At 67.6% G+C, this 23,790-nt stretch carries 24 protein-coding genes; 10 read left to right on the top strand and 14 right to left on the bottom strand.

From position 1 onward, the window contains the following. Window positions 1–7: 7 nt before the first annotated feature. Window positions 8–1,543 carry a flavin-containing monooxygenase gene (locus NWF22_RS19510; RefSeq protein WP_160903311.1) on the top strand — a complete coding sequence of 512 codons (1,536 nt, stop codon included), beginning with the start codon at window positions 8–10 and terminating at the stop codon, window positions 1,541–1,543. A 35-nt stretch (window positions 1,544–1,578) separates the two neighbouring features. Further along, window positions 1,579–2,409 (top strand): SDR family NAD(P)-dependent oxidoreductase, encoded by an 831-nt coding sequence (locus NWF22_RS19505; RefSeq protein WP_160903310.1) that lies wholly within the window; start codon window positions 1,579–1,581, stop codon window positions 2,407–2,409. A 39-nt stretch (window positions 2,410–2,448) separates the two neighbouring features. On the opposite strand, the gene NWF22_RS19500 is transcribed toward NWF22_RS19505, so the two are convergent. Both NWF22_RS19500 and NWF22_RS19495 read right to left on the bottom strand, forming a co-directional pair. Further along, entirely contained in the window at window positions 2,449–3,390 is a 942-nt protein-coding gene (locus NWF22_RS19500; protein ID WP_258321216.1) for a type 2 periplasmic-binding domain-containing protein, read from the bottom strand. 10 nt (window positions 3,391–3,400) lie between these two features. Next, window positions 3,401–4,021 (bottom strand): MarC family protein, encoded by a 621-nt coding sequence (locus NWF22_RS19495; RefSeq protein ID WP_160903309.1) that lies wholly within the window; start codon window positions 4,019–4,021, stop codon window positions 3,401–3,403. A gap of 38 nt (window positions 4,022–4,059) precedes the next feature. On the opposite strand from NWF22_RS19495, the gene NWF22_RS19490 reads away from it, so the two are divergent. Next, the gene (locus tag NWF22_RS19490) at window positions 4,060–5,133 is read left to right on the top strand and encodes a magnesium and cobalt transport protein CorA (RefSeq protein WP_202398869.1); all 1,074 of its coding nucleotides are present in this window, start codon (window positions 4,060–4,062) and stop codon (window positions 5,131–5,133) included. 33 nt (window positions 5,134–5,166) lie between these two features. On the opposite strand, the gene NWF22_RS19485 is transcribed toward NWF22_RS19490, so the two are convergent. Next, the gene (locus tag NWF22_RS19485; RefSeq protein WP_258321215.1) at window positions 5,167–5,742 is read right to left on the bottom strand and encodes a suppressor of fused domain protein; all 576 of its coding nucleotides are present in this window, start codon (window positions 5,740–5,742) and stop codon (window positions 5,167–5,169) included. Window positions 5,743–5,790: 48 nt separating this feature from the next. Here NWF22_RS19485 and NWF22_RS19480 point away from each other — a divergent pair, with 48 nt between their 5' ends. Together NWF22_RS19480 and NWF22_RS19475 are read left to right on the top strand one after the other, a co-directional pair. Next, window positions 5,791–6,465: a metallophosphoesterase family protein gene (locus NWF22_RS19480; RefSeq protein ID WP_160903307.1), complete on the top strand. Its 675-nt coding sequence runs from the start codon at window positions 5,791–5,793 to the stop codon at window positions 6,463–6,465. After that, window positions 6,455–7,312: a chromosome partitioning protein ParB gene (locus NWF22_RS19475; RefSeq protein ID WP_160903306.1), complete on the top strand. Its 858-nt coding sequence runs from the start codon at window positions 6,455–6,457 to the stop codon at window positions 7,310–7,312. Before NWF22_RS19480 ends, NWF22_RS19475 begins: the two co-directional genes overlap by 11 nt. A 21-nt stretch (window positions 7,313–7,333) precedes the next feature. Here the strand turns inward: NWF22_RS19475 and NWF22_RS19470 are convergent, their stop codons facing one another. From NWF22_RS19470 to NWF22_RS19450, 5 genes are all read right to left on the bottom strand, one after another. Beyond that, on the bottom strand, window positions 7,334–8,512 hold the full coding sequence (locus NWF22_RS19470) for an ABC transporter ATP-binding protein (protein WP_160903305.1): 1,179 nt from the start codon (window positions 8,510–8,512) through the stop codon (window positions 7,334–7,336). Between the two features lie 3 nt (window positions 8,513–8,515). After that, complete coding sequence (locus NWF22_RS19465; protein WP_258321214.1) at window positions 8,516–9,346, bottom strand: carbohydrate ABC transporter permease; 831 nt, start codon at window positions 9,344–9,346, stop codon at window positions 8,516–8,518. An 8-nt stretch (window positions 9,347–9,354) separates the two neighbouring features. After that, the gene (locus tag NWF22_RS19460; RefSeq protein WP_160903303.1) at window positions 9,355–10,512 is read right to left on the bottom strand and encodes a carbohydrate ABC transporter permease; all 1,158 of its coding nucleotides are present in this window, start codon (window positions 10,510–10,512) and stop codon (window positions 9,355–9,357) included. Further along, window positions 10,509–11,912, bottom strand: coding sequence for an extracellular solute-binding protein (locus NWF22_RS19455; protein WP_258321213.1), 1,404 nt, complete (start codon window positions 11,910–11,912; stop codon window positions 10,509–10,511). The genes NWF22_RS19460 and NWF22_RS19455 overlap by 4 nt, the downstream gene beginning before the upstream one ends. Window positions 11,913–12,173: 261 nt before the next feature. After that, the gene (locus tag NWF22_RS19450; protein WP_160903301.1) at window positions 12,174–12,662 is read right to left on the bottom strand and encodes a YflT domain-containing protein; all 489 of its coding nucleotides are present in this window, start codon (window positions 12,660–12,662) and stop codon (window positions 12,174–12,176) included. A 143-nt stretch (window positions 12,663–12,805) separates the two neighbouring features. On the opposite strand from NWF22_RS19450, the gene NWF22_RS19445 reads away from it, so the two are divergent. The 4 genes from NWF22_RS19445 to NWF22_RS19430 all read left to right on the top strand — a co-directional run bounded on the left by NWF22_RS19445 (window position 12,806) and on the right by NWF22_RS19430 (window position 17,318). Then, window positions 12,806–14,128 carry a magnesium transporter MgtE N-terminal domain-containing protein gene (locus NWF22_RS19445; RefSeq protein WP_160903300.1) on the top strand — a complete coding sequence of 441 codons (1,323 nt, stop codon included), beginning with the start codon at window positions 12,806–12,808 and terminating at the stop codon, window positions 14,126–14,128. A gap of 62 nt (window positions 14,129–14,190) precedes the next feature. Next, window positions 14,191–14,667: a DUF1003 domain-containing protein gene (locus tag NWF22_RS19440; protein WP_160903412.1), complete on the top strand. Its 477-nt coding sequence runs from the start codon at window positions 14,191–14,193 to the stop codon at window positions 14,665–14,667. Window positions 14,668–14,956: 289 nt separating this feature from the next. Then, window positions 14,957–16,078 (top strand): lytic transglycosylase domain-containing protein, encoded by a 1,122-nt coding sequence (locus NWF22_RS19435; RefSeq protein WP_160903299.1) that lies wholly within the window; start codon window positions 14,957–14,959, stop codon window positions 16,076–16,078. A 94-nt stretch (window positions 16,079–16,172) separates the two neighbouring features. Then, window positions 16,173–17,318, top strand: coding sequence for an Mrp/NBP35 family ATP-binding protein (locus NWF22_RS19430; RefSeq protein WP_160903298.1), 1,146 nt, complete (start codon window positions 16,173–16,175; stop codon window positions 17,316–17,318). 31 nt (window positions 17,319–17,349) lie between these two features. Here NWF22_RS19430 and tatB read toward each other — a convergent pair whose 3' ends face one another. The 4 genes from tatB to sigE form a co-directional block, all read right to left on the bottom strand. After that, a complete protein-coding gene (tatB, locus tag NWF22_RS19425; protein WP_160903297.1) occupies window positions 17,350–17,814 on the bottom strand; it encodes a Sec-independent protein translocase protein TatB in 465 nt (154 codons plus the stop codon). A gap of 49 nt (window positions 17,815–17,863) precedes the next feature. Further along, the gene (locus tag NWF22_RS19420; protein WP_160903411.1) at window positions 17,864–19,372 is read right to left on the bottom strand and encodes a S1C family serine protease; all 1,509 of its coding nucleotides are present in this window, start codon (window positions 19,370–19,372) and stop codon (window positions 17,864–17,866) included. Window positions 19,373–19,432: 60 nt separating this feature from the next. Continuing rightward, window positions 19,433–20,014, bottom strand: a complete 582-nt coding sequence (locus NWF22_RS19415; RefSeq protein ID WP_160903296.1) for a hypothetical protein — start codon at window positions 20,012–20,014, stop codon at window positions 19,433–19,435. 159 nt (window positions 20,015–20,173) lie between these two features. Beyond that, window positions 20,174–20,785 (bottom strand): RNA polymerase sigma factor SigE, encoded by a 612-nt coding sequence (gene sigE / locus NWF22_RS19410; RefSeq protein WP_160903295.1) that lies wholly within the window; start codon window positions 20,783–20,785, stop codon window positions 20,174–20,176. Between the two features lie 265 nt (window positions 20,786–21,050). Between sigE and NWF22_RS19405 the strand changes: the two genes are divergently transcribed. Further along, window positions 21,051–21,719, top strand: coding sequence for an O-methyltransferase (locus tag NWF22_RS19405; RefSeq protein WP_373691953.1), 669 nt, complete (start codon window positions 21,051–21,053; stop codon window positions 21,717–21,719). A gap of 30 nt (window positions 21,720–21,749) precedes the next feature. On the opposite strand, the gene manB is transcribed toward NWF22_RS19405, so the two are convergent. Together manB and NWF22_RS19395 are read right to left on the bottom strand one after the other, a co-directional pair. Continuing rightward, entirely contained in the window at window positions 21,750–22,856 is a 1,107-nt protein-coding gene (gene manB, locus NWF22_RS19400) for a mannose-1-phosphate guanylyltransferase (RefSeq protein WP_160903294.1), read from the bottom strand. Continuing rightward, window positions 22,846–23,739: a glycosyltransferase family 2 protein gene (locus NWF22_RS19395; protein ID WP_160903293.1), complete on the bottom strand. Its 894-nt coding sequence runs from the start codon at window positions 23,737–23,739 to the stop codon at window positions 22,846–22,848. Before NWF22_RS19395 ends, manB begins: the two co-directional genes overlap by 11 nt. Window positions 23,740–23,790 lie beyond the last annotated feature (51 nt).

The raw sequence follows: 23,790 nt of genomic DNA, 5'->3' as shown, positions 1-23,790 counted from the left end.
TGAGACCATGACAATGAACGATGTACAGATCGCCATCGTCGGGGCAGGCTTCTCCGGCCTGGGCGCAGCCATCAAGCTCAAGCAGAACGGGGTCGACGACTTCGTGATCCTCGATCGCGGCGCCGACTTCGGCGGCACCTGGCGCGACAACACCTATCCCGGCGCCGCCTGCGATGTGCCGTCGCAGCTGTACTCCTACTCGTTCGCGCACAATCCGCGCTGGTCGCGGTCGTACTCGCATCAGCCGGAGATCCACCGCTACATCAACGACGTCGCCGACGAACACGGGGTGCGCGCCCACACCCGGTTCGGCACCGAGGTCGAGCGAGCCGAGTGGCACGACGACCAGCGGCGCTGGATTCTCGACGTCGTCCGCGACGGCCGGCACGAGCAGGTGCGCGCCGAGATCATGGTCGGCGCGGTCGGCCCGCTGTGCGAACCGAATCTGCCCGACATCGACGGATTCGACGACTTCGGCGGCAAGATCGTGCATTCGGCCCGGTGGGACAACGACTACGACTTCACCGGCAAGCGAGTGGCGGTCATCGGGACCGGTGCATCAGCCATCCAGCTCGTCCCCGAGGTGGCGAAGGCCGCCGCCCGACTCGACGTCTACCAGCGCACCGCGCCTTGGATCGTGCCGAGGACCGAACGCCCCTACACCCCTGCCGAGCACTGGGCCTTCGAGAACGTCCCGGGGTTCCAGACGGCGATGCGCGGCGTGGTCTACGCCGCCAACGAGATCACCGCGTTCGGACTCACCTACTCCCCCAAGTCACTCAAACCGGTCGAACTCATCTGCCGCGCGAACATCGCCCGATCGATCCGCGACCGGGAGCTCAAACGGAAGGTGACCCCCACCTTCCAGGTCGGCTGTAAGCGAATCCTCCGCTCCAACGACTGGTACCCGGCGATCGCCCGGTCCAACGTCGCCCTCGTCACCGATCCCATCGCGGGCATCACCGAGACCGGGATCGTGACCCAGGACGGCACCGCCCGCGACGTCGACGTCATCGTGGTGGCAACCGGCTTCCATGTGACCGACTCACCGGTCTTCGACAAGATCGTCGGCACCGACGGCCGTAGCCTGGCCGGGGTGTGGGAGGAGATCGGTATGCAGGGCTACAAGGGATCGTTCGTCAACGGCTTCCCGAACATGATGCTGATGATCGGGCCGTCGACCGGACTGGGCCACACCTCGATGGTCTACATGATCGAGTCGCAGCTGAACTATCTGGTCGACTACATCACAACAGTACGGGCGCAGGGCATCACACGCGCCGACGTCAAGTTCGACGCCCAGCGCGCCTACAACGCGGAGATCCAGCACAGCTTGCGCAACAGCGTGTGGGTCAACGGCGGCTGTGCATCGTGGTACAAGGACCACCACGGCAACATCACCACTCTCTGGCCGGGCTTCACGTTCAACTTCCGACGTATCACGAAGCATTTCGACATCGCGGCCTACGATGTGGAGCGCGGAGCAAGCGCGTCGGCCACGTCCGCCACCACCGAGAAGCGGCCCGCGTCGGTCACCGCCTGAACACCCGGAACCTCAACGCCGCCGAAGGAGAGACCATGAAAGACTTCCGTGACAAGGTCGTCGTGATCACCGGTGCCGGTTCGGGTATGGGCCGCGACCTCGCGGTGAAGCTGGGCCGGATGGGCGCCAAACTCGCCATCTCCGACCTGAACCCCGACGGGCTGGCCGTCACCGAGCAGCTGGTCGCCGAAACCGGGGCGCCGGTGCACGCCCAGCTGCTCAACGTCGCCGAGCGGGAGGCGGTGCTGGAGTACGCGGACACCGTGGTGGCCCACTACGGCACGGTCAACGTCATCTTCAACAACGCCGGCATCGCCCATCACGGCGAGATCGAACGCACCGAGTTCAAGGACATCGAGCGTGTGATGGACGTCGACTACTGGGGAGTCGTCAACGGCACCAAGGCTTTTCTGCCGCATATCATCGCCTCCGGAGACGGCCACATCGTGAACACGTCCTCGCTGTTCGGTCTGCTCGCCGAACCCGGGCAGGCCGCCTACAACTCGGCGAAGTTCGCGGTTCGCGGCTTCACCGAGGCGCTCAACCAGGAGATGATCGTCGCCAAGCACCCGGTCAAGGTGACGTGCGTGCACCCCGGTGGCATCAAGACCGCGATCGCGCGTAACGCCACCACCTCCGGCGACCACAACCAGGAGTCCACCGCCGAGTTCTTCGACCGGTATCTCGCCCGGACGACCTCCGCGGACGCCGCCGACATCATCATCAACGGGGTGCGCCGCGACCGGGCACGGGTGCTCGTCGGCACCGACGCCAAACTGCTCGATCTCTGGGTGCGTATCGTCGCGTCCGGCTATCAGGGCATCGTCGCGCGGGTCACCGGCTGGGCACTGTCCAAGGCGCAGTGAGATAGGTCGGGTACCGGGACCTCGGCGGCCGGGCAGGTTTCACAGGCCGTGTTCGGCCAGCCACTCGGCGGCGAGGTCGGCCGGGTCCGCGCCCGCATCGGCCCGGCGGGCCAGCGTCGCCAGATCCGCCGTGGTCATCTCACCGGCGACGACGTTGATCGTCTTGACCTCGTCGAGCGAGAGGGCGGCGCTGCGGTAGACCGGCACGAGTTCTTCGGGACGAGGTCCCGCGGCGATCACCGCGGTCGCCGACGGTCCGGCCGAGGGAGTGGCCGAGGCGGCGGGATCGGCCGTGGCCACGCGCAGCGCCCGGATGTCGCCGATCGAACCCTCCGCGTCATCGCCCGCGACGTCGAGGGGGGTCAGGATGCCGACCGCCTGTGCGGCGGCGATGCGATCGGCGGCGGCCGACACCGAGTCCACCGACTCCACCGGCCCGAATCGGCACCCGGCAGCGTTGAACGCCTCGATCACGCCGCTGTCCGGCGCGCCGATCATCACCAGCGGTAGACCGGCCGGGAGGCGGTCGCAGTCGGCCAGATCGGTCACCTGCCCGTCGTCGGCCACCGACGCGGCGACGAAGACCTGTGGAGTCCCGGTCACCATCGTCGCGTCGCCCACCGAGACTCCCTGCGGGAGTGAGCGATTCAGGTCGGTGTAGACCTCATCGGCGGTTCGGGGATCGAGCTGCGGCGCGAGCTGGGTGAGCAGCCGGCCACTGAACGCCGGAAACAGGTCGACGTCGAGCGTGTCCATCTCGTCGAGCAATTGCCGGTAGTCGCCGCTGTTCACCTCTGCGGACACGCTGCTGCCCGCGTGTCGTAGCGCGCCGGCGTAGACCTGTGCCATCACGGCCATCACCGCGGAGTCGGGCGCCCCCACGGTCAGCTCACGGCTGGGCGCGGTGTCCTCCGCGCAGGCGAGGAGGGTCATCGCGAGGGCGCAGACCGTCAGGACCGCCGTCAGTGCGCGCTTGATCACGCGCCCCACGTTAGCCGCCCGTGGCGATGAAGCCCGCGACGGAGTCGGCGATCAGTTGCACGGCGATGGCCGCGAGCAGCAGACCGGCGATCTTCGCCAACAAGGTGATACCGCCGATGCCGAGCACTCGGATCAGGACCGTCGAGAAGCGCAGCACGATCATCACGATGAGATGAACGCTGACGATGGCTGCGGCGATCGCCACATAGCCGCCGGCGTTACCCGCTTCGGCGCTCACGGCCACGATGACCGCGGCGATGGCACCGGGGCCGGCCAGCAACGGCGTACCGAGCGGTACCAGCGCCACGTTGACGTCGTCACTGGCCTCGGGTCTGTTCGCCGCCCCCAGTCCGGTCAGCAACTGCAGCGCCACCAGCAGCAACAACAGGCCGCCAGCGCCCTGCAGGGCGGGGATACCGATGTGCAGATAGTTCAGGATGGCCTTGCCGCCGAGCGCGAACACACTGATCACCAGCAGGCTGACCAACGGGGCCTGCCATGCGGCGCGATGTCGGTATTCGGCCGATCGGTGCCCCACCAGGCTGAGGAACACCGGCACCTGGCCGGGCGGGTCCATGATCACGACCAAGGTGATCAGGGTAGTGGTGTAGACGGTCACGTCAAAGGGCACCCGGTGATCCTACGAGTACCATCCACCACGTGCCCTCGATGCCGCATCGACGGCCCGGCGGATTCGTCACGCCGCGCCGCGACAAAAGGCCGCTGCCGCGGATCCCGGTGCCCACGGCCCGGGCGGTGGTCGACTGCGCGGTCTATGTCAACGGTGAACGCCGCCCCGGGCGGGTGTCCTATCGTGACGCGCTGCACGAGGTGCGGTCGAACGCCGAGGGATTCGTGTGGCTGGGCCTGCATTCCCCCGACGACGAACAGATGGAAGATGTCGGGCGGGTCTTCGGGCTCCACGAGCTGGTCGTGGAGGACGCCGTCAACGCCCACCAGCGCCCCAAGCTGGAGGTCTACGACGACACGCAGTTCCTGGTGTTGCGTACGGTGAAGTACGTCGAACACGAGTCGATGGACCAGGCCAGTGAAGTCGTGGAGACCGGCGAGATCATGATGTTCGTCGGCCCGGACTTCGTCATCACCGTCCGCCACGGCGACCACACTCATCTGTCCGGGTTGCGCCGGCGTCTCGAGGCCCGGCCCAAACGGCTCGCACAGGGTCCGACGGCGGTGATGCACGCGATCTCCGACCTGGTCGTGGACAGCTATCTCGCGGTCACCGATCGGATGGAAACCGACATCGTCGCGATCGAGAGTTCGGTCTTCGGCCCCGACCGCTCCCTCAACATCGACCCGGTTTACCTGCTCAAACGCGAGGTCTTGGAACTGCGCCGCGCGGTCACCCCGCTGACCGGACCGCTGGCCCGACTCACCGCGGACAACCCGATGGTCCCCAAAGAGATCCGCCGACACTTCCGCGACGTCGCCGACCATCTCACCACGGTCATCGAACGCGTCGTCGAATACGACGAGGTGCTCACCTCACTGTTGGGTGCCGCCGCGGCCAAGGTCGGCATCCAGCAGAACACCGACATGCGCAAGATCTCGTCGTGGGTGGCGATCGCCGCCGTGCCGACCCTGGTCGCCGGGATCTACGGCATGAACTTCGAATACATGCCGGAACTCGACGAACGATGGGGCTACCCGGCGGTCATCCTCGGGCTGCTCATCACATGTTCCACGCTGTGGGTGATCTTCCGCCGCCACCACTGGCTGTAGATGTCCGGCCCGGCGCAGTAGGCCGCGGCGCTCTCACAGCTGCGCCGCCGAGCGCTCCGGCGACATCACGTCGATACCCGCCTCGCGCCACGCCTCCCGCAGGGCATCGGCGCCCTTGAGTCGCACCCACGCCGCCTCGTTGGCGGTGATCGGGACCGCACGAAGGAACCGGACCGGGTCCATCGGCTCCGGCAGTGCCAAGTCGCCGAGGTCGTCGGCCTCGAGCAGCAGCGCCGTCGGGGCGGCACCGTCCCAGATCGGTTCCGACAGGTCAACCAGCGCGTCGGGCGCCAGGATGAGGCCTTCGACGGCCGGTGCAGCGGCCACGGTCGCCATCCGCTTGTGCAGGCCGGGCAACGGCACGGATACGTGCAACCGCACCACGAGTTCGGCACGCGGCCCCCGCACCGGGTCGGCGTGCAGGTCGGTCGGCTCCGACATCGGGTGGCGGGCGCACCCGAGGGTCACGAAGACGACGTCGTCGCCGCTCACAAACCGCAGCACCTCGACGGGTTCCACCCCGAGGAAGGTGACCGACGCCCGCTGCGGCTGCGCGGACATCTGCTCGGCGAGGAACTCACTGATCCGGTCGGTGACTGCGTCGCTCACGGCTCCAACCGTAGTCGGCGGGTCCAGCCGCCCCGTAACCTGACAGGTGTGGTTCGTGTGCTGGCGGTCGCCGACGAGGTCGTGGACTCGCTGACCTTCGGCGTGGGTATCGACGGCCGTCCCGACGTCATCCTCGGTGCCGGCGATCTGCCGTTCGAGTATCTCGAGGTGCTCGCGACACTGTGCGATGCGCCCTGCGTGTTCGTACCCGGCAACCACGATCGTGACCTGTCGGGATATCGGCGTGCTCGGGCCGGCTGGGTCCGAGCGGGATTACCGGCCGCCGAACCCGGGCCCCGCGGGGCGATCAACGTGGACGGGCGAACGGCGACGGTGGCCGGTCTGCGGATCAGCGGTCTCGGCGGCTGCCGACGCTACAATTCGGGACCCAACCAGTACACCGACGTCCACCAACGCGTCCGCTCCTGGCGGCTGACCTGTGCTCGACCCGCACCCGACATCCTGCTGACCCACAGTCCGGCGCGTGGGGTCGGCGACGGGGACGACGCACCCCACCGCGGATTCGACTGCTATCACGGTCTCGTCCGGTCGTTGCGGCCCACGTTGCTCGTGCACGGGCATGTCCATCCGTATGGAATGCGTCCGGCGGACAAGATGATCGGCGACGACACGATCTCCATGAACGTGGTGGGCTACTGCGAGTTCGACATCGAGCCGAACAGTCGGGAGTTCCGGGTGGTGAGGCGGCGTCATGGCTCGTGACACGGGGTTCCCGGACGCCGACGCCGAGAACGACTTCACCCGGATGCGCAGGCAGGCCGAGATGTCGCGGCTGCTGGGGTGGTTCACCCGGCAGCCGGCCGATGTCAATACCGTTCTGCCGTTCGACGAGGTCGTCGCCGCACTCGGCCGCGTGGGTGAGACATCGCTCGGTCTCCAGCAGGTCGAGGTGAATACGATCGTCGGAAGCGTGGACCGCACCCGGGATTTCGATCGCTATTTCCGTCCGACCTCCTCTCGGATACGAGAGCGGTGGCAGCGCCTGGCCGCTGCGCAGCGGCGCGGCGAGTCGGTGCCGCCGGTGCAGCTGTATCGGGTGGGCTCGATGCATTTCGTCCTGGACGGTCACCACCGGGTGTCCATCGCGATCGCACGACACTTCCGCACCATCGATGCCTACGTGACCGAGATCCACACCCGCATCTCGCCGGACGGCATCAATGTCACCTCCGACCTGCTGCTCAAGGATCATCGGCGGCTGTTCCTGTCGCGGGTGCCACTGCCACTGGCGCAGGCGGACGCGATCCGGCTGGCTGACCCGTTCGACTACGCAGAACTCGCGGAGAACGTGGAGGCGTGGGGTTTTCGCCTCAGCCAGGAACTCGGCGAGTACCTCAGCCGGGCCGATGTGGCACGCCGGTGGTTCGGCGAGGAGTTCCTTCCGGTGGTGCGCATGGCGCGGCGCGCCGAGATCCGTACCGACCTCACCAGCGACGCCGAACTCTACATGTGGCTCTCCTGCGAACGATATCGCTTGGTGCGCAAGCACATCTGGGATGATGAGATCATTCGCAGACTGCACGATCAGGGGCATCGACGCCGACGGTGAGCGCACCCGTGCGGAGGTTCGTCATGCGAGACGCAGATTGGCTCCCGACGACTGGTCGAACACCGCGACACGTGATGTGTCGTAATAGAGTTCGGCATTGCTGCCCCGAGTGATCGACGATTCCGGCGACACGCGCGCGATCATCTGTCCGCCGCCGATGTCCACGCCGCCCGCGTCCGCGGACAACTCGCTGAGCGCGTCACTCGTGGCGTGGGGCGTATCCACCGAGAAGTAGACGTAGTTGTCCGAGCCCATGTTCTCGATCACGTCGACTGCTGCGGTGAACGTCGCTCCGTGTTCGCGGGCCGAGGTCTCCACGAGAGCGGCGTCCTCGAGGTGTTCGGGACGGATACCGATGAGTACCTCGCCGTTGCTCTGCGCGCGTTGGGCATTGGCGACGACCTGCTGATGATCGGGAACGGTGATCGACCCGATCGGCGTCTCGATCCCGTCGGAGCCGAGCCGTCCGGGCAGGAAGTTCATCGCGGGCGAACCGATGAATCCGGCGACGAACAGATTCGCCGGTTCGTTGTACAACTCCTGGGGCGTGCCGATCTGCTGCACGTGCCCACCGCGCAGCACCACCACCCGGTCGCCGAGGGTCATCGCCTCGGTCTGATCGTGGGTCACGTAGATCGTGGTGGTGTTCAGCCGGTTCTGCAGGCGGGCGATCTCGGTGCGCATCTGCACGCGCAGCTTGGCGTCGAGGTTCGACAACGGCTCGTCCATCAGGAACACCTTGGGCGAGCGGACGATCGCACGTCCCATCGCCACCCGCTGGCGCTGGCCGCCGGAGAGGTTGGCCGGCTTGCGATCGAGGTAGGGACCGAGGTCGAGGATCTTGGCGGCCTCGTCGACCTTGGCGGCGATCTCGGACTTGTTCATCTTGGCCAGGGTGAGCGGGAAGGCGATGTTCTCCCGCACCGACATGTGGGGGTAGAGCGCATAGCTCTGGAACACCATGGCGATGTCGCGGTCCTTGGGAGCGCGCTCGTTGACCCGCTCCCCGCCGATCCGCAGCTCTCCGGAGGTGATGTCCTCGAGCCCGGCGATCATGTTGAGCGTGGTCGACTTTCCACACCCGGAGGGTCCGACCAGGATGATGAACTCGCCGTCGGCGATGTCGATGTCGACCCCGTGGACCGCCGTCGACCCGTCGGGATACTGCTTGGTTACCTTGTCCAGGGTGATCTCGGCCATGGGTTATCCCTTCACGGCGCCGGAGGTCAGGCCGGCCACGATTCGACGTTGGAAGAACAGGACGAAGATGATGATCGGGATCGTGATGACCACCGCCGCCGCGGCGATCGATCCGGTCGGTTCCTCGAACTGTGAGTCACCGGTGAAGTTCGCGATCGCGACCGGTGCGGTGATCGCACGCTCGGTCGACGTCAGCGACAGCGCCAGCAGCAGGTCGTTCCAGGCGAAGATGAACACCAGGATGGCGGCGGTGACCACGCCTGGGGCGGCCAACGGTGCGATCACCTTACGGAACGCCTGAAATGGAGTGGCACCGTCCATCTTCGCCGCCTTCTCCAGCTCCCAGGGGATCTCCCGGAAGAAGGCCGACAGCGTGTAGATCGCCAGCGGGAGCGCGAAGGTGATGTAGGGCAGGATCAGGCCGGGCCAGGTGTCGAACAGGCCGATGCTGCGCTCGATGTTGAACAGTGGGGTGACCAGCGAGATCTGTGGGAACATCGCGATCAGCAACGCGGCGCCGATCAGCAGTCGCTTACCCGGGAAATCCAGACGTGCCACGGCATAGGCGGCCATGGTCCCGAGGATCACGGCGATCAGCGTGGTGATCAGGCCGATGCCGATGGAGTTGCGCAGCGCGCTGGTGACCGCGCTCGTCTCGAAGATCCCCTGGTAGTTCTCCCAGGTCCACTGCTGCGGGATGAAATTGCCGTCCTTGATGCTGCCCGGCGGCTTGAACGACAGGCTGATGATCCACAGCAATGGAATGACGGCGTACAACACCACCAGCACGTTCGCGATGGTCCACCAGACCCGTTTCGACACAGTCTGTGACATGTGCGGCCCTACCTCCCCTCGGTCTCGGAGCCGGGCGCGGCGGTGCCGAAGCCCTTGACGAAGATGAACGCGATGATGGCGACGCAGAGGAAGATCAGGATGCTGATCGCCGAGCCTATGCCGAGGTTGAACGCCTTGAACAAGTTGTCATAGCCCAACATCGAGACCGAGTATGTGTTGTTGGACCCTCGCGTCAGCACGTAGATGTTGTCAAAGATCCGGAACGCATCGAGTGTGCGGAACAGCAGGGCCACCAGGATGGCCGGCTTCATCAACGGGATGATGATGCGCCACAGGCGGGTCCAGGCTCCGGCTCCGTCGACCTGGGCTGCCTTGAGCAGGTCATCGGGTACCAGCGCCAGACCGGCCAGCAGCAGCAGCGCCATGAACGGGGTGGTCTTCCACACCTCGGCCAGCACGATGATGGCCAGCGACGGCCATTGTTCGGTCAGCGGCGCACTGCCGTCGGGCAACAGGTTGGCGAGGTAGCCGGTCTCCGGGGTCCACGCGTAGTACCACGAGAAAGCCGCCGCGACCGTGACGATCCCGTACGGGATCAGGACCACGGTACGAATCGTGCCGCGGCCGAAAAGGGTGCGGTGCATGACAAGTGCGATCGCCATACCGAGTACCAGTTCGATGGCCACCGACACGATCGTGATGCCCAGCGTCACGAAGAACGATATCCACCAGTATTCCGAGCTGAGCACCGTCGCGTAGTTGCTGAACCACACGAACTCTCGTTGGCCCGGAGCCGACAGGCTCATCTTGTTCAGCGACAACCAGAATGCGTAGGCGATCGGGTATCCGGTCACCAGCAACATCATCAGCGCGGCGGGAGCCACCAACCAGAACGCCAGTCGGCGTTCTGCGGATTTGCCTTCGCTGATCGCGTTCTTGCTTCTCGACGGTTGCGCCGGGGCACGCGTCGCGGTCGCGACCGCACCCGGCGGGGCCGTGGACGCAGCCGCGGGGAACTCGGGCGCTTTGCCTGCCGCCGCGCCGGATTCCGGCGGGACCCAGGCTCCGGACGATCGGGCGTCACCGCCCGGACGGTGGGTCACCTCGGGTGGTCGGACCGACGGTTCCCGAGGGGTCGCGCCGTCGTCGGGCATCGAGTGACGGCCCGGACGGGTCCGTGGATCGTCGTTGTCTCCCGTGGTCATGGGATCAGCCCCTCCCCGTCGATCGCGCGCTGGACCTGGTCGGCGAGTTCGTCGACCATCGTCTCGGGGTCCCACGCCCCGACCGGACTCAATGTCGCGGTGACCAGAGTCGAGATCGCCTGGTAGTCCGGCGATGCCGGCCGCAGCGCCGCGGTCTCGTCCCCGAGTTGGTCACGGATGTCGTTGCCCATCGGGTACGCCGCCTGGAAATCCGGGTCGTCGTAGATGGACGCAATCGTCGGTGGCGTACCGCCCTCGATCGAATACACCCGCTGCGCATCGCGATTGGTCAGGCAGGCCGCGGCCTCGAAGGCCAGATCCTGCTGCTGCGACGTACTCGCCACCGCGATGTTGATACCGCCGAGGGTCGTCTTGGTCTGCATGTCGGGACTGACACCGGGATAGGGCGCGAAGTTGAACTTCGTCCGCACGACCCGATTGACCGGGGCCAACTCGCTGTCCGCCGGCGGATTGTCCGGATCGGCGAACATCGGGCCGAACTCGGTCATCTCCGGGAAGTACGGCACATCGCCGGCAGCCGCGTTGCTGCGCATGGAGGAGAACACGAATGGCCAGTTGACCTGGTAGAGGGCGTTGCCGCTCTCCATGCCGAGACGCGCCGCCGACTCGTCGGAGTTGGTCAGCGACGGATCGTGGCCCGGCGCGGTCGCCACCGCCTTCAACGTCTGCAGGGCCCGCAGCGTGGCCTCCCGGTGCTCCGGGGTGTCGTTGAGCGTCTGCTTGCTCGGATCGTCGGGATCCACCACTGCACCACCGGCACTGGCGAGCACCGAGTTGAACCACACCATCAGGCCCTCGTACTGGCGGCCCTGGACCATGATGTAGCTCGGTCCGCCCTGCGCCAGCACCTCCTGGGTGTCGGCCAGCATCTCGTCCCATGTGGTCGGCGGACGGGTCTTGTTCAGGTACTCGCGCAAGATGTCCGGGCGATACCAGAGCAACTGGGTGTTGGTCCAGGTGGGGATGCCGTAGAGCCGCTTCTCGGCGTCGTCGTCGGTCTTCCACATCGCGGTCTCGAGCGGTCCGCCCAGGGTGTCGCGTTCGACCTCGGCCGCGAGATCGTCGGGCACCGGGACCATCCAGCCCGCGTCGGCGAACTCGGCCGTCCATACGACGTCCATGCCCATCAGGTCCAGACCGTGGTCGTTGCCGGCGAGCCGCCGCGCCAATTGCAAGCGCTGGTCGTCGGCCGATTTGGGCAACGGCGTGGTGACGATCGTGTACGCGCCGTCGGATTCTGCCGAGCACTGCTGCCCGACCCGGTCGATGAACGCGGCGCCGTCGGCCGGTGGATAGATGTTGATCACCCGCGGCGTATAGCCCGATCCGCAGGCGGTGACGATGGGCAACGCGGTCGCCAGGGCAGCCGCAGCCACCACGAATTTTCGCCTCAGGCCGCGATGTCGTCTCGGATTCGTTGTGGATCGACCGGATTCGGAACTGCCAGCCCGGAACCGCACGCAGCCTCCTCGATGTCGTTCGCGGTGCAAGACTTCGAGGCCGCACCGGTCAGCGTCTGAGGCGTTACGTTAGCCGTCACACTTCGTGACATGCAACACATTCGGTAAGGGCGTCCCAGAACGTAGGGGAATCGTGATCTGATCGCGGGCGCGATCGCAGCCACGGTCCCGCGAGGGGCACTAGTTGGACAGCCGACTGAGCATGTCCCGCGCCTTCTCGGCGGTGCGTGGATCGCAGAGCACGTCGTAGCGCCCCGCGACGAGCTGCATGGTGGACGCGAAGTCACGCTGACCCCGGGTCGCGGCATACGGGATCGTCGTCGAGATCACGCCGAAGATGATGCCGCCGACCAGGCCGAACACGATGGGCGCAAAGCCCGCGCCGGTCACCACCAGCGAGACGAGCAGACCGAAGAACAGGCCCAGCCAGGCGCCGGACACGATGCCGCCGCCGATCACCTTACCCCAGGTCAACCGGCCGATGACGCGCTCCACCTGCATCAGATCCACGCCGACGATCGTCACATCCTGCACCGTGAAGTTCTGGTCGGAGAGGTGATCGACGGCGCGCTGCGCCTCGGCGTAGGTGCCATAGGATCCGATGGGCCATCCCGTCGGCGGCGTCGGGAGGCCCGGCGTCTCGCGGCCGGGGCGCAACGGGTTCGTCATCTCGAGTCCTTCATGTCGTCGGGCGCCCGGGGCGCGTGTTCGTCAGGCGCCGGCGGCGTGGACACCATCGGGGCCCGCCGCCAGGCACTACGGCGGATCGGGATACACGCAGTGCGCATCCCGCTACCACTACCCTTACTCTCATGGCGGTGGTGAGCAAGGTGTACGTGGCCAGGTTGGCCGGATTGGCCGTGCTCGGACCGGACGGCGAGTCGATCGGTCGCGTGCGTGACGTCGTGGTTGCGGTCCGCCTCACCGGGCAGCAGCCCCGCGCGCTCGGCCTGGCGGTGGAGCTCACCACCCGCCGGCGGATCTTTGTGCCCATGCTGCGGGTCACGACCATCGAGCCCCAGGCGGTCACCCTCAACACCGGTACGGTCAGCCTGCGTCGGCTCCACCTGCGACCGGGTGAAGCGTTGGCGATCGGGCAGATTCTGGATTCCCGTGTCCGCATCGACGATCCGGACCTAGCGGACCTCGCCGGCGTCGACGTGACCGTGGTCGACCTGGGGATCGAACGCACCCGCACCCGGGACTGGGTGATCTCGCGGGTAGCGGTCCGCACCGGACGCCGCGGCCTTCGGCGGCGCGGGGAGACCCACGTGGTGGACTGGACCCACGTACACGGCCTCACCCCGACCGACCTCAACCTGCCCGGCCAGGGGGTCGCCCAGGCACTCCAGCAGTTCGAGGGTATGCGGGCCGCCGACGTGGCCAACGCACTGCGCGAGCTTCCCGCCAAACGCCGCGACGAGATCGCCACCGCGCTCGACGACGAACGACTCGCCGACGTGCTCCAGGAACTCCCACCCGACGACCAGACCGACGTGCTGAAGAAACTCGCACCGGAACGCGCTGCCGACGTACTCGAGGCCATGGACCCCGACGACGCCGCCGACCTCCTCGGCGAGCTACCCGACGCGGAGGCCGAATCCCTGCTCGAGCGCATGGACCCGGAGGACTCCGAACCCGTCCGTCGACTCCTGTCGCACTCACCCGATACCGCCGGCGGACTGATGACCCCCGAGCCGATCATCGTCACCGCGTCCACGACCGTCGCCGAAGCACTTGCCCGCGTGCGTGATCCGGACGTCACACCCGCTGCGGCAAGCCTGGTGTTCGTGGTCCGTCCACCGACGGCCACCCCGACCGGCAAATATCTCGGCTGCGCACACCTGCAGGCGCTGCTGCGCGAGCCGCCCGCCCATCTGGTCGGCGGAATCGTCGACACCGATCTCTCCCGACTGCACCCCGAGGACTCGCTGGAAGCGGTGACCCGGTACTTCGCGACCTACAACATGGTGTGCGGACCCGTCGTCGACGACCAGGGCCATCTGGTGGGCGCCGTCAGCGTCGACGACCTGCTCGACGAGATCCTGCCCCGCGACTGGCGCGAATCCGACTCCGATGACACCGGTCCCATCCCCCGGATCACCGGCGCCGACATCGCAGGAGCCGGTGCGTGAGCGCCGACCAGAGCGGCCGTCGCCTCGACACCCCCCGCGGAGGCCGGCGATTCTCGTTCAATATGGACTCCGACGTGGTCGGCATTCACGCCGAACGCATCGCGCGGTTCCTCGGCACCGGGCGCTATCTGGCGATCCAGACCGTGATCGTGATCGTGTGGATCGCACTCAATCTGGTAGCGGTGTCCTGGCGCTGGGATCCGTATCCGTTCATCCTGCTCAATCTGGCGTTCTCCACCCAGGCGGCCTATGCGGCGCCATTGATCCTGCTCGCGCAGAATCGCCAGGAGAACCGCGACAAGGTAGCCCTCGACGAGGACCGCATGCGCGCGGCGCAGACCAAGGCCGACACCGAATTTCTCGCACGCGAACTCGCCGCGGTACGTCTCGCGGTCGGCGACACCGTCACGCGCGACTACCTGCGCCGCGAACTCGACGACCTGTTGACCGAACTCACCGAACGGCTCGGCCCGTCAGCCGACGATGACAGCGACCGATCCGAGCGCCCAGGTGACGAGCGGGACGACGCTCGGCGGTAACACTCGACCGTTCACCCACCGATCAGATGCGTGTGGCCAAGAATTGTCTGGTTCCTGTTCTGGGGCGGTCGACCCATATGTATCGTGGGTCACACGCCGACCGACCCGGGGAGGCGTCCGGTACGGCCGGATCACACGGGGTCGGTTCGGACGTCGATCCGCGAGAATTCGGGGCGGACATGTTTGAGTGGTGGATCATCGGAGTGGGTGTGGACAGTCAGTCGACAGCGGTGACGCAGATGCGGGGGACATCGGTCAGGGGCCGAGCGACGTCCTCGAGGACGTACTGGTGAGCCCGCGCGTCTTCCGCCGGGCCCGCGGCCCGCGCCGGACCCATGTGCCACGTCGCGCGCTCGCTGTCGGTGCCGGTGGCGTGCTGATGGGGGCGATGCTGCTCGGCGCGGCAACGTCGAGCGCGACGGGCGGTTCGATGTCTCCCCGACCGGAGACAGTTGTCGAAGCAGCGCCCACCATGACCGCCGAGATCGTCCCCGGTGCGCCGGTGACACTGCTCGGTTTCGCCCCACCACCCAAGACGGTCGAACCCGCGGTCGCTCCGCAATTCCGCATCAGCGCCGCACTCCCGAGCGGACCACTCGGCATTCCCGGAGTGGTCCTGCAGGCATACAAGTTGGCCGCCAACCGGGTCGCCGCGGAATCGCCACAGTGCAAACTCCCCTGGTTCCTCCTCGCGGGCATCGGGCGCATCGAGTCGAACCACGCGTCCAATGGTTCCGTCGACGAGTACGGCACCACGATCAACCCGATCGCCGGGCCCATCCTGGACGGGTCGCTGGCCGGGAATGCGGTCATCCGCGACACCGACGGCGGCGCCATCGACGGCGATACGGCACACGACCGCGCGATGGGACCGATGCAGTTCATCCCCAGCACCTGGGCGAGTTGGGGCTCCGACGCCAACGGCGACGGCAAGTCGGACCCGAACAACGTCTTCGACGCCACGTATTCGGCCGGCCGCTATCTGTGCGCCGGCGTCACCGACATCATGGCCGAGAAGAACAAGGTATCGGCGGTGCTGCGCTACAACCATTCGATGGAGTACGTGGCCAACGTGCTGGGCTGGGCGGGCGCATACGCGACGGGCGTGATGCCGACCGACCCGATCCCCGAACCCAAGCGCAAGCCGAAGAAGTCGTCGTCGAGCACGTCGTCGACACCGACGACCTCGGGGGACAGTTCGTCGGCGCCCTCGACCCCCGAATCCACCACCACTCCGGCGCCTACCTGCCTCGGCCAGTTGTGCCTGCCGCCGGGTCTGATACCGCCGGAAATGCTGCCGCCGGAACTCCGCCCGAAGACCGCCCCGAAGCCGCAGCCCACCACGCCGAAGAAGCCCGGCGCCGCGGCCGCCCCGAGCACCACGACGCCGGCCCCGGGCGCGGGACGATGATCCGCGGCCGCTGAGCGCGAGCACATCGCCCGCCCGCCTGCGGCCCCAACGCACCTGCCGAGACGTCCGACGCCGACGGTTAAGCTGGCAGGTGATGACTACCGGAGTTGTACCCACCGAATCAGCGGTCCGCGCCGCGCTCAGCAAGGTCAATGATCCCGAGATCGGCAAACCCATCACCGAGCTGGGGATGGTCGAGTCCGTCGCTGTCAACGACGATGCGAGTGTCGACATCGTCGTCCTGCTGACCACCTCGGGCTGCCCGATGCGCACCGAGATCAGTGGCCGGGTGGAGCGCGCGGTCGCCGACGTGCCGGGTGTCGGCGCGGTCCGCGTCGAACTCGACGTGATGGACGACGAGCAGCGCACCGAACTGCGCAAGAAGCTGCGCGGCGACAAGGCCGAACCGGTGATCCCGTTCGCTCAGCCCGGCTCGCTGACCCGCGTCTACGCGGTCGCCTCCGGCAAGGGCGGGGTCGGCAAGTCGAGTGTCACGGTCAATCTCGCCGTCGCGCTGGCCGAGCGCGGCCTGAGTGTGGGCGTACTCGACGCCGACATCTACGGGCATTCGGTGCCCCGGATGCTCGGCAGTGACGCCAAGCCGACGCAGGTCGAACGGATGATCATGCCGCCGCAGAGCCATGGGGTGCGGTTCATCTCGATCGGCCAGTTCACCGACGGCAACACCCCGGTGACCTGGCGCGGCCCGATGCTGCACCGCGCTCTGCAGCAGTTCCTCGCCGACGTCTACTGGGGCGACCTCGATGTCTTGCTGCTCGATCTGCCACCCGGTACCGGTGACGTGGCCATCTCGATCGCCCAGCTCATCCCCGGCGCGGAGATCCTGGTGGTGACGACACCGCAACAGGCGGCCGCGGAGGTCGCCGAACGCGCCGGCGCCATCGCCTTGCAGACCCGGCAGAAGATCCTGGGGGTCGTGGAGAACATGTCCTGGATGGAACTGCCCGACGGCTCCCGGATGGAGCCCTTCGGGTCCGGGGGCGGCGAGAAGGTCGCCGAGCGGCTCACCCGGGCAGTGGGCGCAGAGGTCGAGCTCCTGGGTCAGGTGCCCCTGGAGACGACGCTGCGCGAGGGTGGCGATTCCGGCGTCCCGGTGGTGCAGTCGGCACCGGAGTCCGCGTCGGGGGCGGCGTTGCGTGCGATCGCCGAGAAACTGGCGGTCCGGCGGCGGGGTCTGGCCGGTATGAGCCTGGGTATCGACACCACTCGGCACGCCTGACGGGGCTGACGGGCCGGACCTGGGCGACGACTCAGGTGGCGTCCCAGTCGCTGACCCGGTGACCTCGGACCGTCGGCGTCGCCGATGTAGCCGCCTCCGCGACGTCTGCCGGTGCGTCGGCGGCGGGTCCGGGGTCCGGGAGCGGCCGCGAGACAGGTTTGATCTCCGGGGTGTCAGTGGTGCTGCGGTCGACGGTGGTCGCGTCGAGTCCTACGTTGAACACCGAGTCGTCACCGTCGAGCAGATGTTTGGTGACCACGGCCCGCGGGGTCATGCCACGCAGTTCGTTCAGGTCGGACAGCGGCTTGCGCAACTCGTCGAATTCGGGGCCGAGTTCGTTCTTGAGCTGATCGGTGGCGCCGGTCGCATAGTCGCGTACCTGCCGCAGCGACTTCATCGTCCACGAGACGGCGCCGGGCAGTCGTTCCGGGCCGAGGATGATCAGACCGGCAGCGAGCAGTACGGCGATCTCACCCCAACCGATGCTGCTGAACATTGCACTTCCCCATCGCTCGATCCCACTGCCGCGCCCTCAGCCGGACGTGTCAATCACTGGCCGGCGTCATCGTACCGGTGAAGGTGCGTCCGTTTCGCCAGTACGTGAAGGGCACCGTGTCATCGATCTTCGCGGTGCGGACTGCCACGGTCAACTCGTCTGCGCTCTCGATGGTCCGGTCGTTGAACGAGGTGATCACGTCGTCCTCCCGGACACCGGCCTGATCGGCCGGCCCACCGGCGACCACATTGCGCACCTGTGCACCCAACACCCGGTCGTTGCGCACCGAACTGGCGTTGACACCGATCTGCGGATGTCGCACCTCACCGTTGCGGATCAACGTCTGCGCGATCGGCACCACCTGGTTGATCGGGATTGCGAAACCGAGACCGATCGATCCGCCGCCGGGAACCAGCCCGGCGGTGTTGATCCCCACCACCTCGGCATCGTCGTCGACGAGCGGGCCGCCGGAATTGCCCGGGTTGATCGCGGCGTCGGTCTGGATGGCGTCGATCACGGCGTCGGTGTCGGATTCCGCGTCCGGTCGGAGCGGGACAGGACGGTGCAGTGCGCTGACGATGCCGCTGGTCACGGTGCGGTCGAGACCGAGCGGGGAGCCGAAGGCGACGACTTCCTGGCCGATCTGCAGATCGTCGGAGTTGCCGATCTTGGACACCGTCAGATTGTCGACGTTGTCCACCTTGACGACCGCCAGGTCGGTCTTCGTGTCGCGGCCGACGATGCGTGCGGGTACCCGTTGCCGGTCGAAGAAGACGGCTTCGAGCTTGGCGTTGCGGTCGTTGGCGGCCATCGCGATGACGTGGTTGTTGGTGACGATGTAGCCGTTCTCGTCGATGACGAAGCCCGACCCTGTGCCCACCGAAGTCGAGGTGCGCACATCGAGGGCCACCACCGACTTCTCCACCGACCGTGCCACATTCGCGACCGGTGAACGTGGTGCGGCGTCGTCGTCGGCCTCCCCGGTGGCCAGCTGCACGGAATCCGAGTTGAGCGGCGAGACGACCTCCGCCGTCCACCGGCCCATCAGGCCACCGAACAGCCCCACCAGCAGCGCCAGCACCGCCAGTGTCGCCAATGCGTGCCAGCTCACCCGACCACCGAACAGGATGTCCCGGATGCCCAGTCTGGGACCGGATTCGGTCGGTTCGGCGCTCGACGGTGCGGTCAGTGCCGGATCCGCGAGCGCTGCCATGCTCTCCGGGTCCCGCCACGGGTCGGCCGGCGCCGCCGGGGCGTCGTCGTGGCCGTAGCCCGCGAGGGGGTCGCGCTGCAGGGTCGCGGTCTCGCCGGCCGGCCGGCCGAACGCCTCGGCGAGCACCGGGTCCGGCGGGGAGATCTCCGGCGCCGGTCGGTCGGTCGGGTGGGTTGACTGCGCGAACGATCCGGCCACGCCGTCGGGGCGGCCGAACACCGCGGCGGTCTGCGGCGAGACCGCGCCACGATGTGGACCGGCGGCGACATCGCGGTTGTCGGCGGGCTCCGCACCCACCTGCTCGGCGTCGTCACCGACCTGCGCGGCTGCCGCCTCCTCGGTCATGGCGTCGTCGGCGGTCCGGTTCGCCTGATCGAGTGCGTCGTCCCTACTACCGTCCACCGGTCAGCGGCTCCGCCACCGGCTCATCCGCGCCCGGGTCGAGCCCGCCTCGAACTCCTCGGTCGGCGCACTCGGCCGCACCGGGCCGGTCTCGTCGCCGAGGCCCAGCCGATCGCCGGGGTGGCGGTCGGTCGGGATGTCCGACGACAGTCCGGTCACGTCGATCTCGCGGGTGGGGATCTGACTCAGCTGGCCCAGCAGACCGGCCGGCATCGACACGTCGCCGGCTGACCTCAGCCGCGTACGCGCGGTCACCTGCGCATCGACCGCGCCCATACATTCCGGGCACTGCGCGAGATGCTGGGTTGCACGCAGGTGAGCGGTCATCCCGAGCTCAGCATCGACGAAGGCGGCAACCGCTTCGGCGGCGAGGTGTTCGGTGGAGGCGAAGCCCCGTCCGCCGGCCGTGCCGGGCGCGCGATAGCTGCGATTCGGCGCGAAGGAGGCGGTCACCGGCGTCCAGGTCGCGGGATTCCAGGACGACCGTCGGCGGCGTCGGAGGTTGGATGCGGGAAGCGGACCGTCGAGGCCCGGTTGTCGCGAGTCCGGTTGCCCCGAGGTGGGCCTTCCTCGGCTCATCTCCATCTGACGTTCACCTCTTTCGCCGTAGCGCCACGTCCACCTCTGTGCGGATGTCGCGTCGCACCGGTGCGGGTTGCACCGCGCGTGACGACGCGCGGCCACCCAGCCTATCCGAAGATGACAACGACGCCGGGGCGCCTGCGGTTCCCGGGCACGAACGCTCTAGCGAAACGAACCCACCGCGACCGAGCGACTGTCGGTGTGACCGCGGGCATTGAGGTGGTCACGGATGGCCTGACGACCACGATGGATGCGGCTGCGCACGGTGCCCAGTTTCACACCGAGCGTCGCGGAGATCTCTTCGTAGGACAGACCCTCGATGTCGCATAGCACGACGGCCGCACGGAACTCGGGTGGCAGCGTGTCGAGCGCGTCCTGGAGATCGGGATCCAGGTTGGCGTCGTGGAAGATCTGCTGCGGATCGGGTGTGTCGGCGGGGACCCGGTCGTACTCCTCGGGAAGCGCCTCCATCCGGATCTTGCTGCGTCGCCGAACCATGTCGAGGAACAGGTTGGTGGTGATGCGATGGAGCCAGCCCTCGAAGGTGCCGGGCTTGTAATTGGACAACGACCGGAACACCCGGATGAATGTCTCCTGGGTGAGATCCTCGGCATCATGCTGATTGCCGGACAGCCGGTAGGCGAGGCGGTACACGCGATCGGCGTGTTCGCGCACCAATTCGTCCCAAGACGGCATCAGATTGCCGTCGCCGGTGGCGTCGAAGCCGGCGGTGCCGGCGGGGACGACGTCTGCAGACCCCAGGGGATCAGTCATGTTGAGTGGCCAGTTCCCTTCCCCGGTCATCACATCGGATGACGGATGTTCACGATGGTAAACCAGGACCCTCGCCAAACTATTCCGCCGGACGAGGGATATCGCTGAGGAAACCCTCTCCCATCGTGTTGTGGTCGCCGTATGAGAGACCTGAGGTTTCGCTGAGGATGTCGCGGGACCCGCCAAACCGCGCCTGACCACGTGGTTCTGCACCCGGATGGCGCGCCGCGCACGTATTGGCGACGTCGGGACATAACCTCGAGGGGTGACGGATTCAGAAGGAGGCGCCGACGGTACGGCCGCCTCGGCGGGCAACACAGCGATCGACTACGCCGAATCGGCCATCGTCGAGGACGACGCCTTGCTGGCAGCGCGCGCCCGGGCCGAGGAATTGGGCGCCGCGGCCGTCGCTCCGGCGGTGGGTGCGTTGCTGGCGTTGTTGGCCCGCAGTTGCGACGCCCATGCCGTGGTGGAGATCGGTACCGGAGTCGGCGTCAGCGGATTGTGGCTGCTCAACGGGATGGCCACCGATGGTGTCCTGACCACCATCGACCCCGAACCGGAGCACCATCGCGCCGCGCGGCAGTCGTTCGCCGGCGCGGACATCGCCTCGGGCCGCACGCGCCTGATCAACGGCACACCCCGCGACGTCCTCCCGCGCCTCGCCGACGAATCCTATGATCTGGTCTTCGTGGACGGACCCTTGATCGACCATCCCCGCCACGTGACCGAGGCGGTGCGCATGCTCCGGCCCGGTGGCGTGGTGGTGGTCCACAACGCCACCGCCGGCGGAGCCGTCGCCGACCCGAGCCGGACGGACCCGGCCACCGTGGCCGCGCGGGAGGCGGCGCTGCTCATCGCCGACGATGAGCGCCTGCTGCCGGTGGTGATCCCGCTCGGGGCCGGTGTGCTGGCTGCCGCGAAGGCTCGCTGAGCCGCGGGAGCCGGGTCCGAGACGCGGGGCTCAGACGTCGGTGGAGAACCGAATCCCGTTGTCGGGCAACTGGACACCCGGCCATACCCGGGCACCACGGAGTAGTTCACAGCGGGCACCGACGTCGGCTCCGTCGCCGATCACGGTGTCCCGGACGAGTGCGCGCGGGCCCAGTCGGGCGCCGAAGCCGATGATGCTGCGTTCCACCACCGCCCCGGCCTCGACGACCGCTCCGTCGAAGATCACGGCGCCGTCGAGCCGGGCGCGCGGACCGATCTCGGCGCCGCGGCCGACCACGGTCCCACCGATCAGCACCGCACCCGGCCCCACCCCGGCACCCTCGTGCACCAGCGATTCGCCACGGCGGTCACCGAGCGCCGGCGACGGGGCGATTCCGCGGACGAGGTCGGCGGACCCGCGCACGAAGTCCTCCGGAGTGCCCATGTCGCGCCAGTAGGCGTGATCGGCGTGGGCCTGGATGTGCCGGCCGTCGGCAAGCAACTTGGGGAACACCTCGCGCTCCACCGACACGGGCCGGCCGGCTTCGATCTCCTCGATCACCGAACGCCGGAAGACGTAGGTTCCGGCGTTGATCTGATCCGTCGGGGGATCCTGGGTCTTCTCCAGGAAGTCGGTGACCCGGCCGGTCTCGTCGGTGGGTACGCAGCCGAAGGCGCGCGGATCGCTCACCGACACCAGGTGCATCGTGACGTCGGCGCCACTGCGTCGATGCGTGGCGAGTACCTCGCGCACATCGGTGCCACCGAGCACATCTCCGTTGAACACGAGGATGGTGTCCGCGGTCAGTTCGCCGAGCACGTTGCGAATGGCGCCGCCGGTACCGAGCGGCTCGGTCTCGGTGACATAGGTCAGATTCAGTCCGAGCTTCGAGCCGTCCCCGTAGTACTCGGCGAACACATGGGCCTGAAAGGACGTCCCCAACACCACATCGACGATGCCCGCCTCCCGGATGCGGGAGAGCAGATGCGTAAGAAACGGCACTCCGGCTGTCGGCAGCATCGGCTTGGGGGCCGAGAGGGTCAACGGCCGTAGCCGGGTGCCCTTTCCTCCGACGAGGACCACAGCCTGCACGCCGTCTGCTCCCGGCGGCGTATCGGCAAGGTTGTCACTGGTCATGGCTTCCTCCTCGGTGTCGTTCCCCAGACCTGCGGGCCGCGATGACCGCGACCCGCGAACGTAGCGCGAGTCCGATGCGCAAGGCGAGCCGCACCGGCGCCCGCCACACCCCGGGGTGTCGGTCTGCCTGGAAGCGGTACGCACTGCGGTGATGGGCGGGGAGCATGGCGTCCGGATCACGTCCGGCCGCATGCCCCTTGGTGTGCACGACCTCCGCGTCGGGCACGTAGACGTTCAGCCAGCCGGCCCGGCCGAGCCGGTCACCGAGATCCACGTCCTCCATGTACATGAAGTAGCGGGCGTCGAAGCCCTGCACCGAATCGAACGCCGCTCGGCGGACCAGCAGGCACGAACCCGACAGCCAGCCGACGGGCCGTTCGCTGGGCTCGGCGTTGTCGGCGCGATACGCCGTAGTCCAGGGGTTCGATGTCCAGATCGACCCGAAGAGAGCGTGGCCGGCGCCGGAGACGAGGTCGGGTACCCGACGGGCGGACGGGTAGACCGAACCGTCCGGCTCGCGGATCAGCGGCCCGAGCGAACCGGCACGTGGCCAGCGACGGGCAGCCGCAAGCAGTTCGTCGAGTGACCCCGGCGACCACTCGACGTCGGGGTTGGCCACCGCGATGAACTCGACTGTCGGGTCCAGTTCGGCGACGGCCCGATTGATGCCACCGCCGTAGCCGATGTTGCCGCCGGTGTGGACCAGGGTCACGTTGTCGTGCTCACGCGCCGCGGCCTCGGGAGCGCCGTCGGTGGATCCGTTGTCGGCGATGACGACCCGCGGCGGCGACGCCGACGTGGCCTTCGTCAGGCTTTCCAGGAACGTCGTGAGGTGTTTCCCCGACGAATACGTCACCGTCACGACGGCCAACTCAGCGGACATCGGACAAGGGTAACCAACCCGGGATGGTGTCCCCTGCGGTTGCACCACGTG

It is taken from the genome of Gordonia mangrovi, from assembly GCF_024734075.1.
GTDB classification, from domain to species: domain Bacteria; phylum Actinomycetota; class Actinomycetes; order Mycobacteriales; family Mycobacteriaceae; genus Gordonia; species Gordonia mangrovi.
This window is presented reverse-complemented; position numbering and strand designations above follow the sequence as displayed.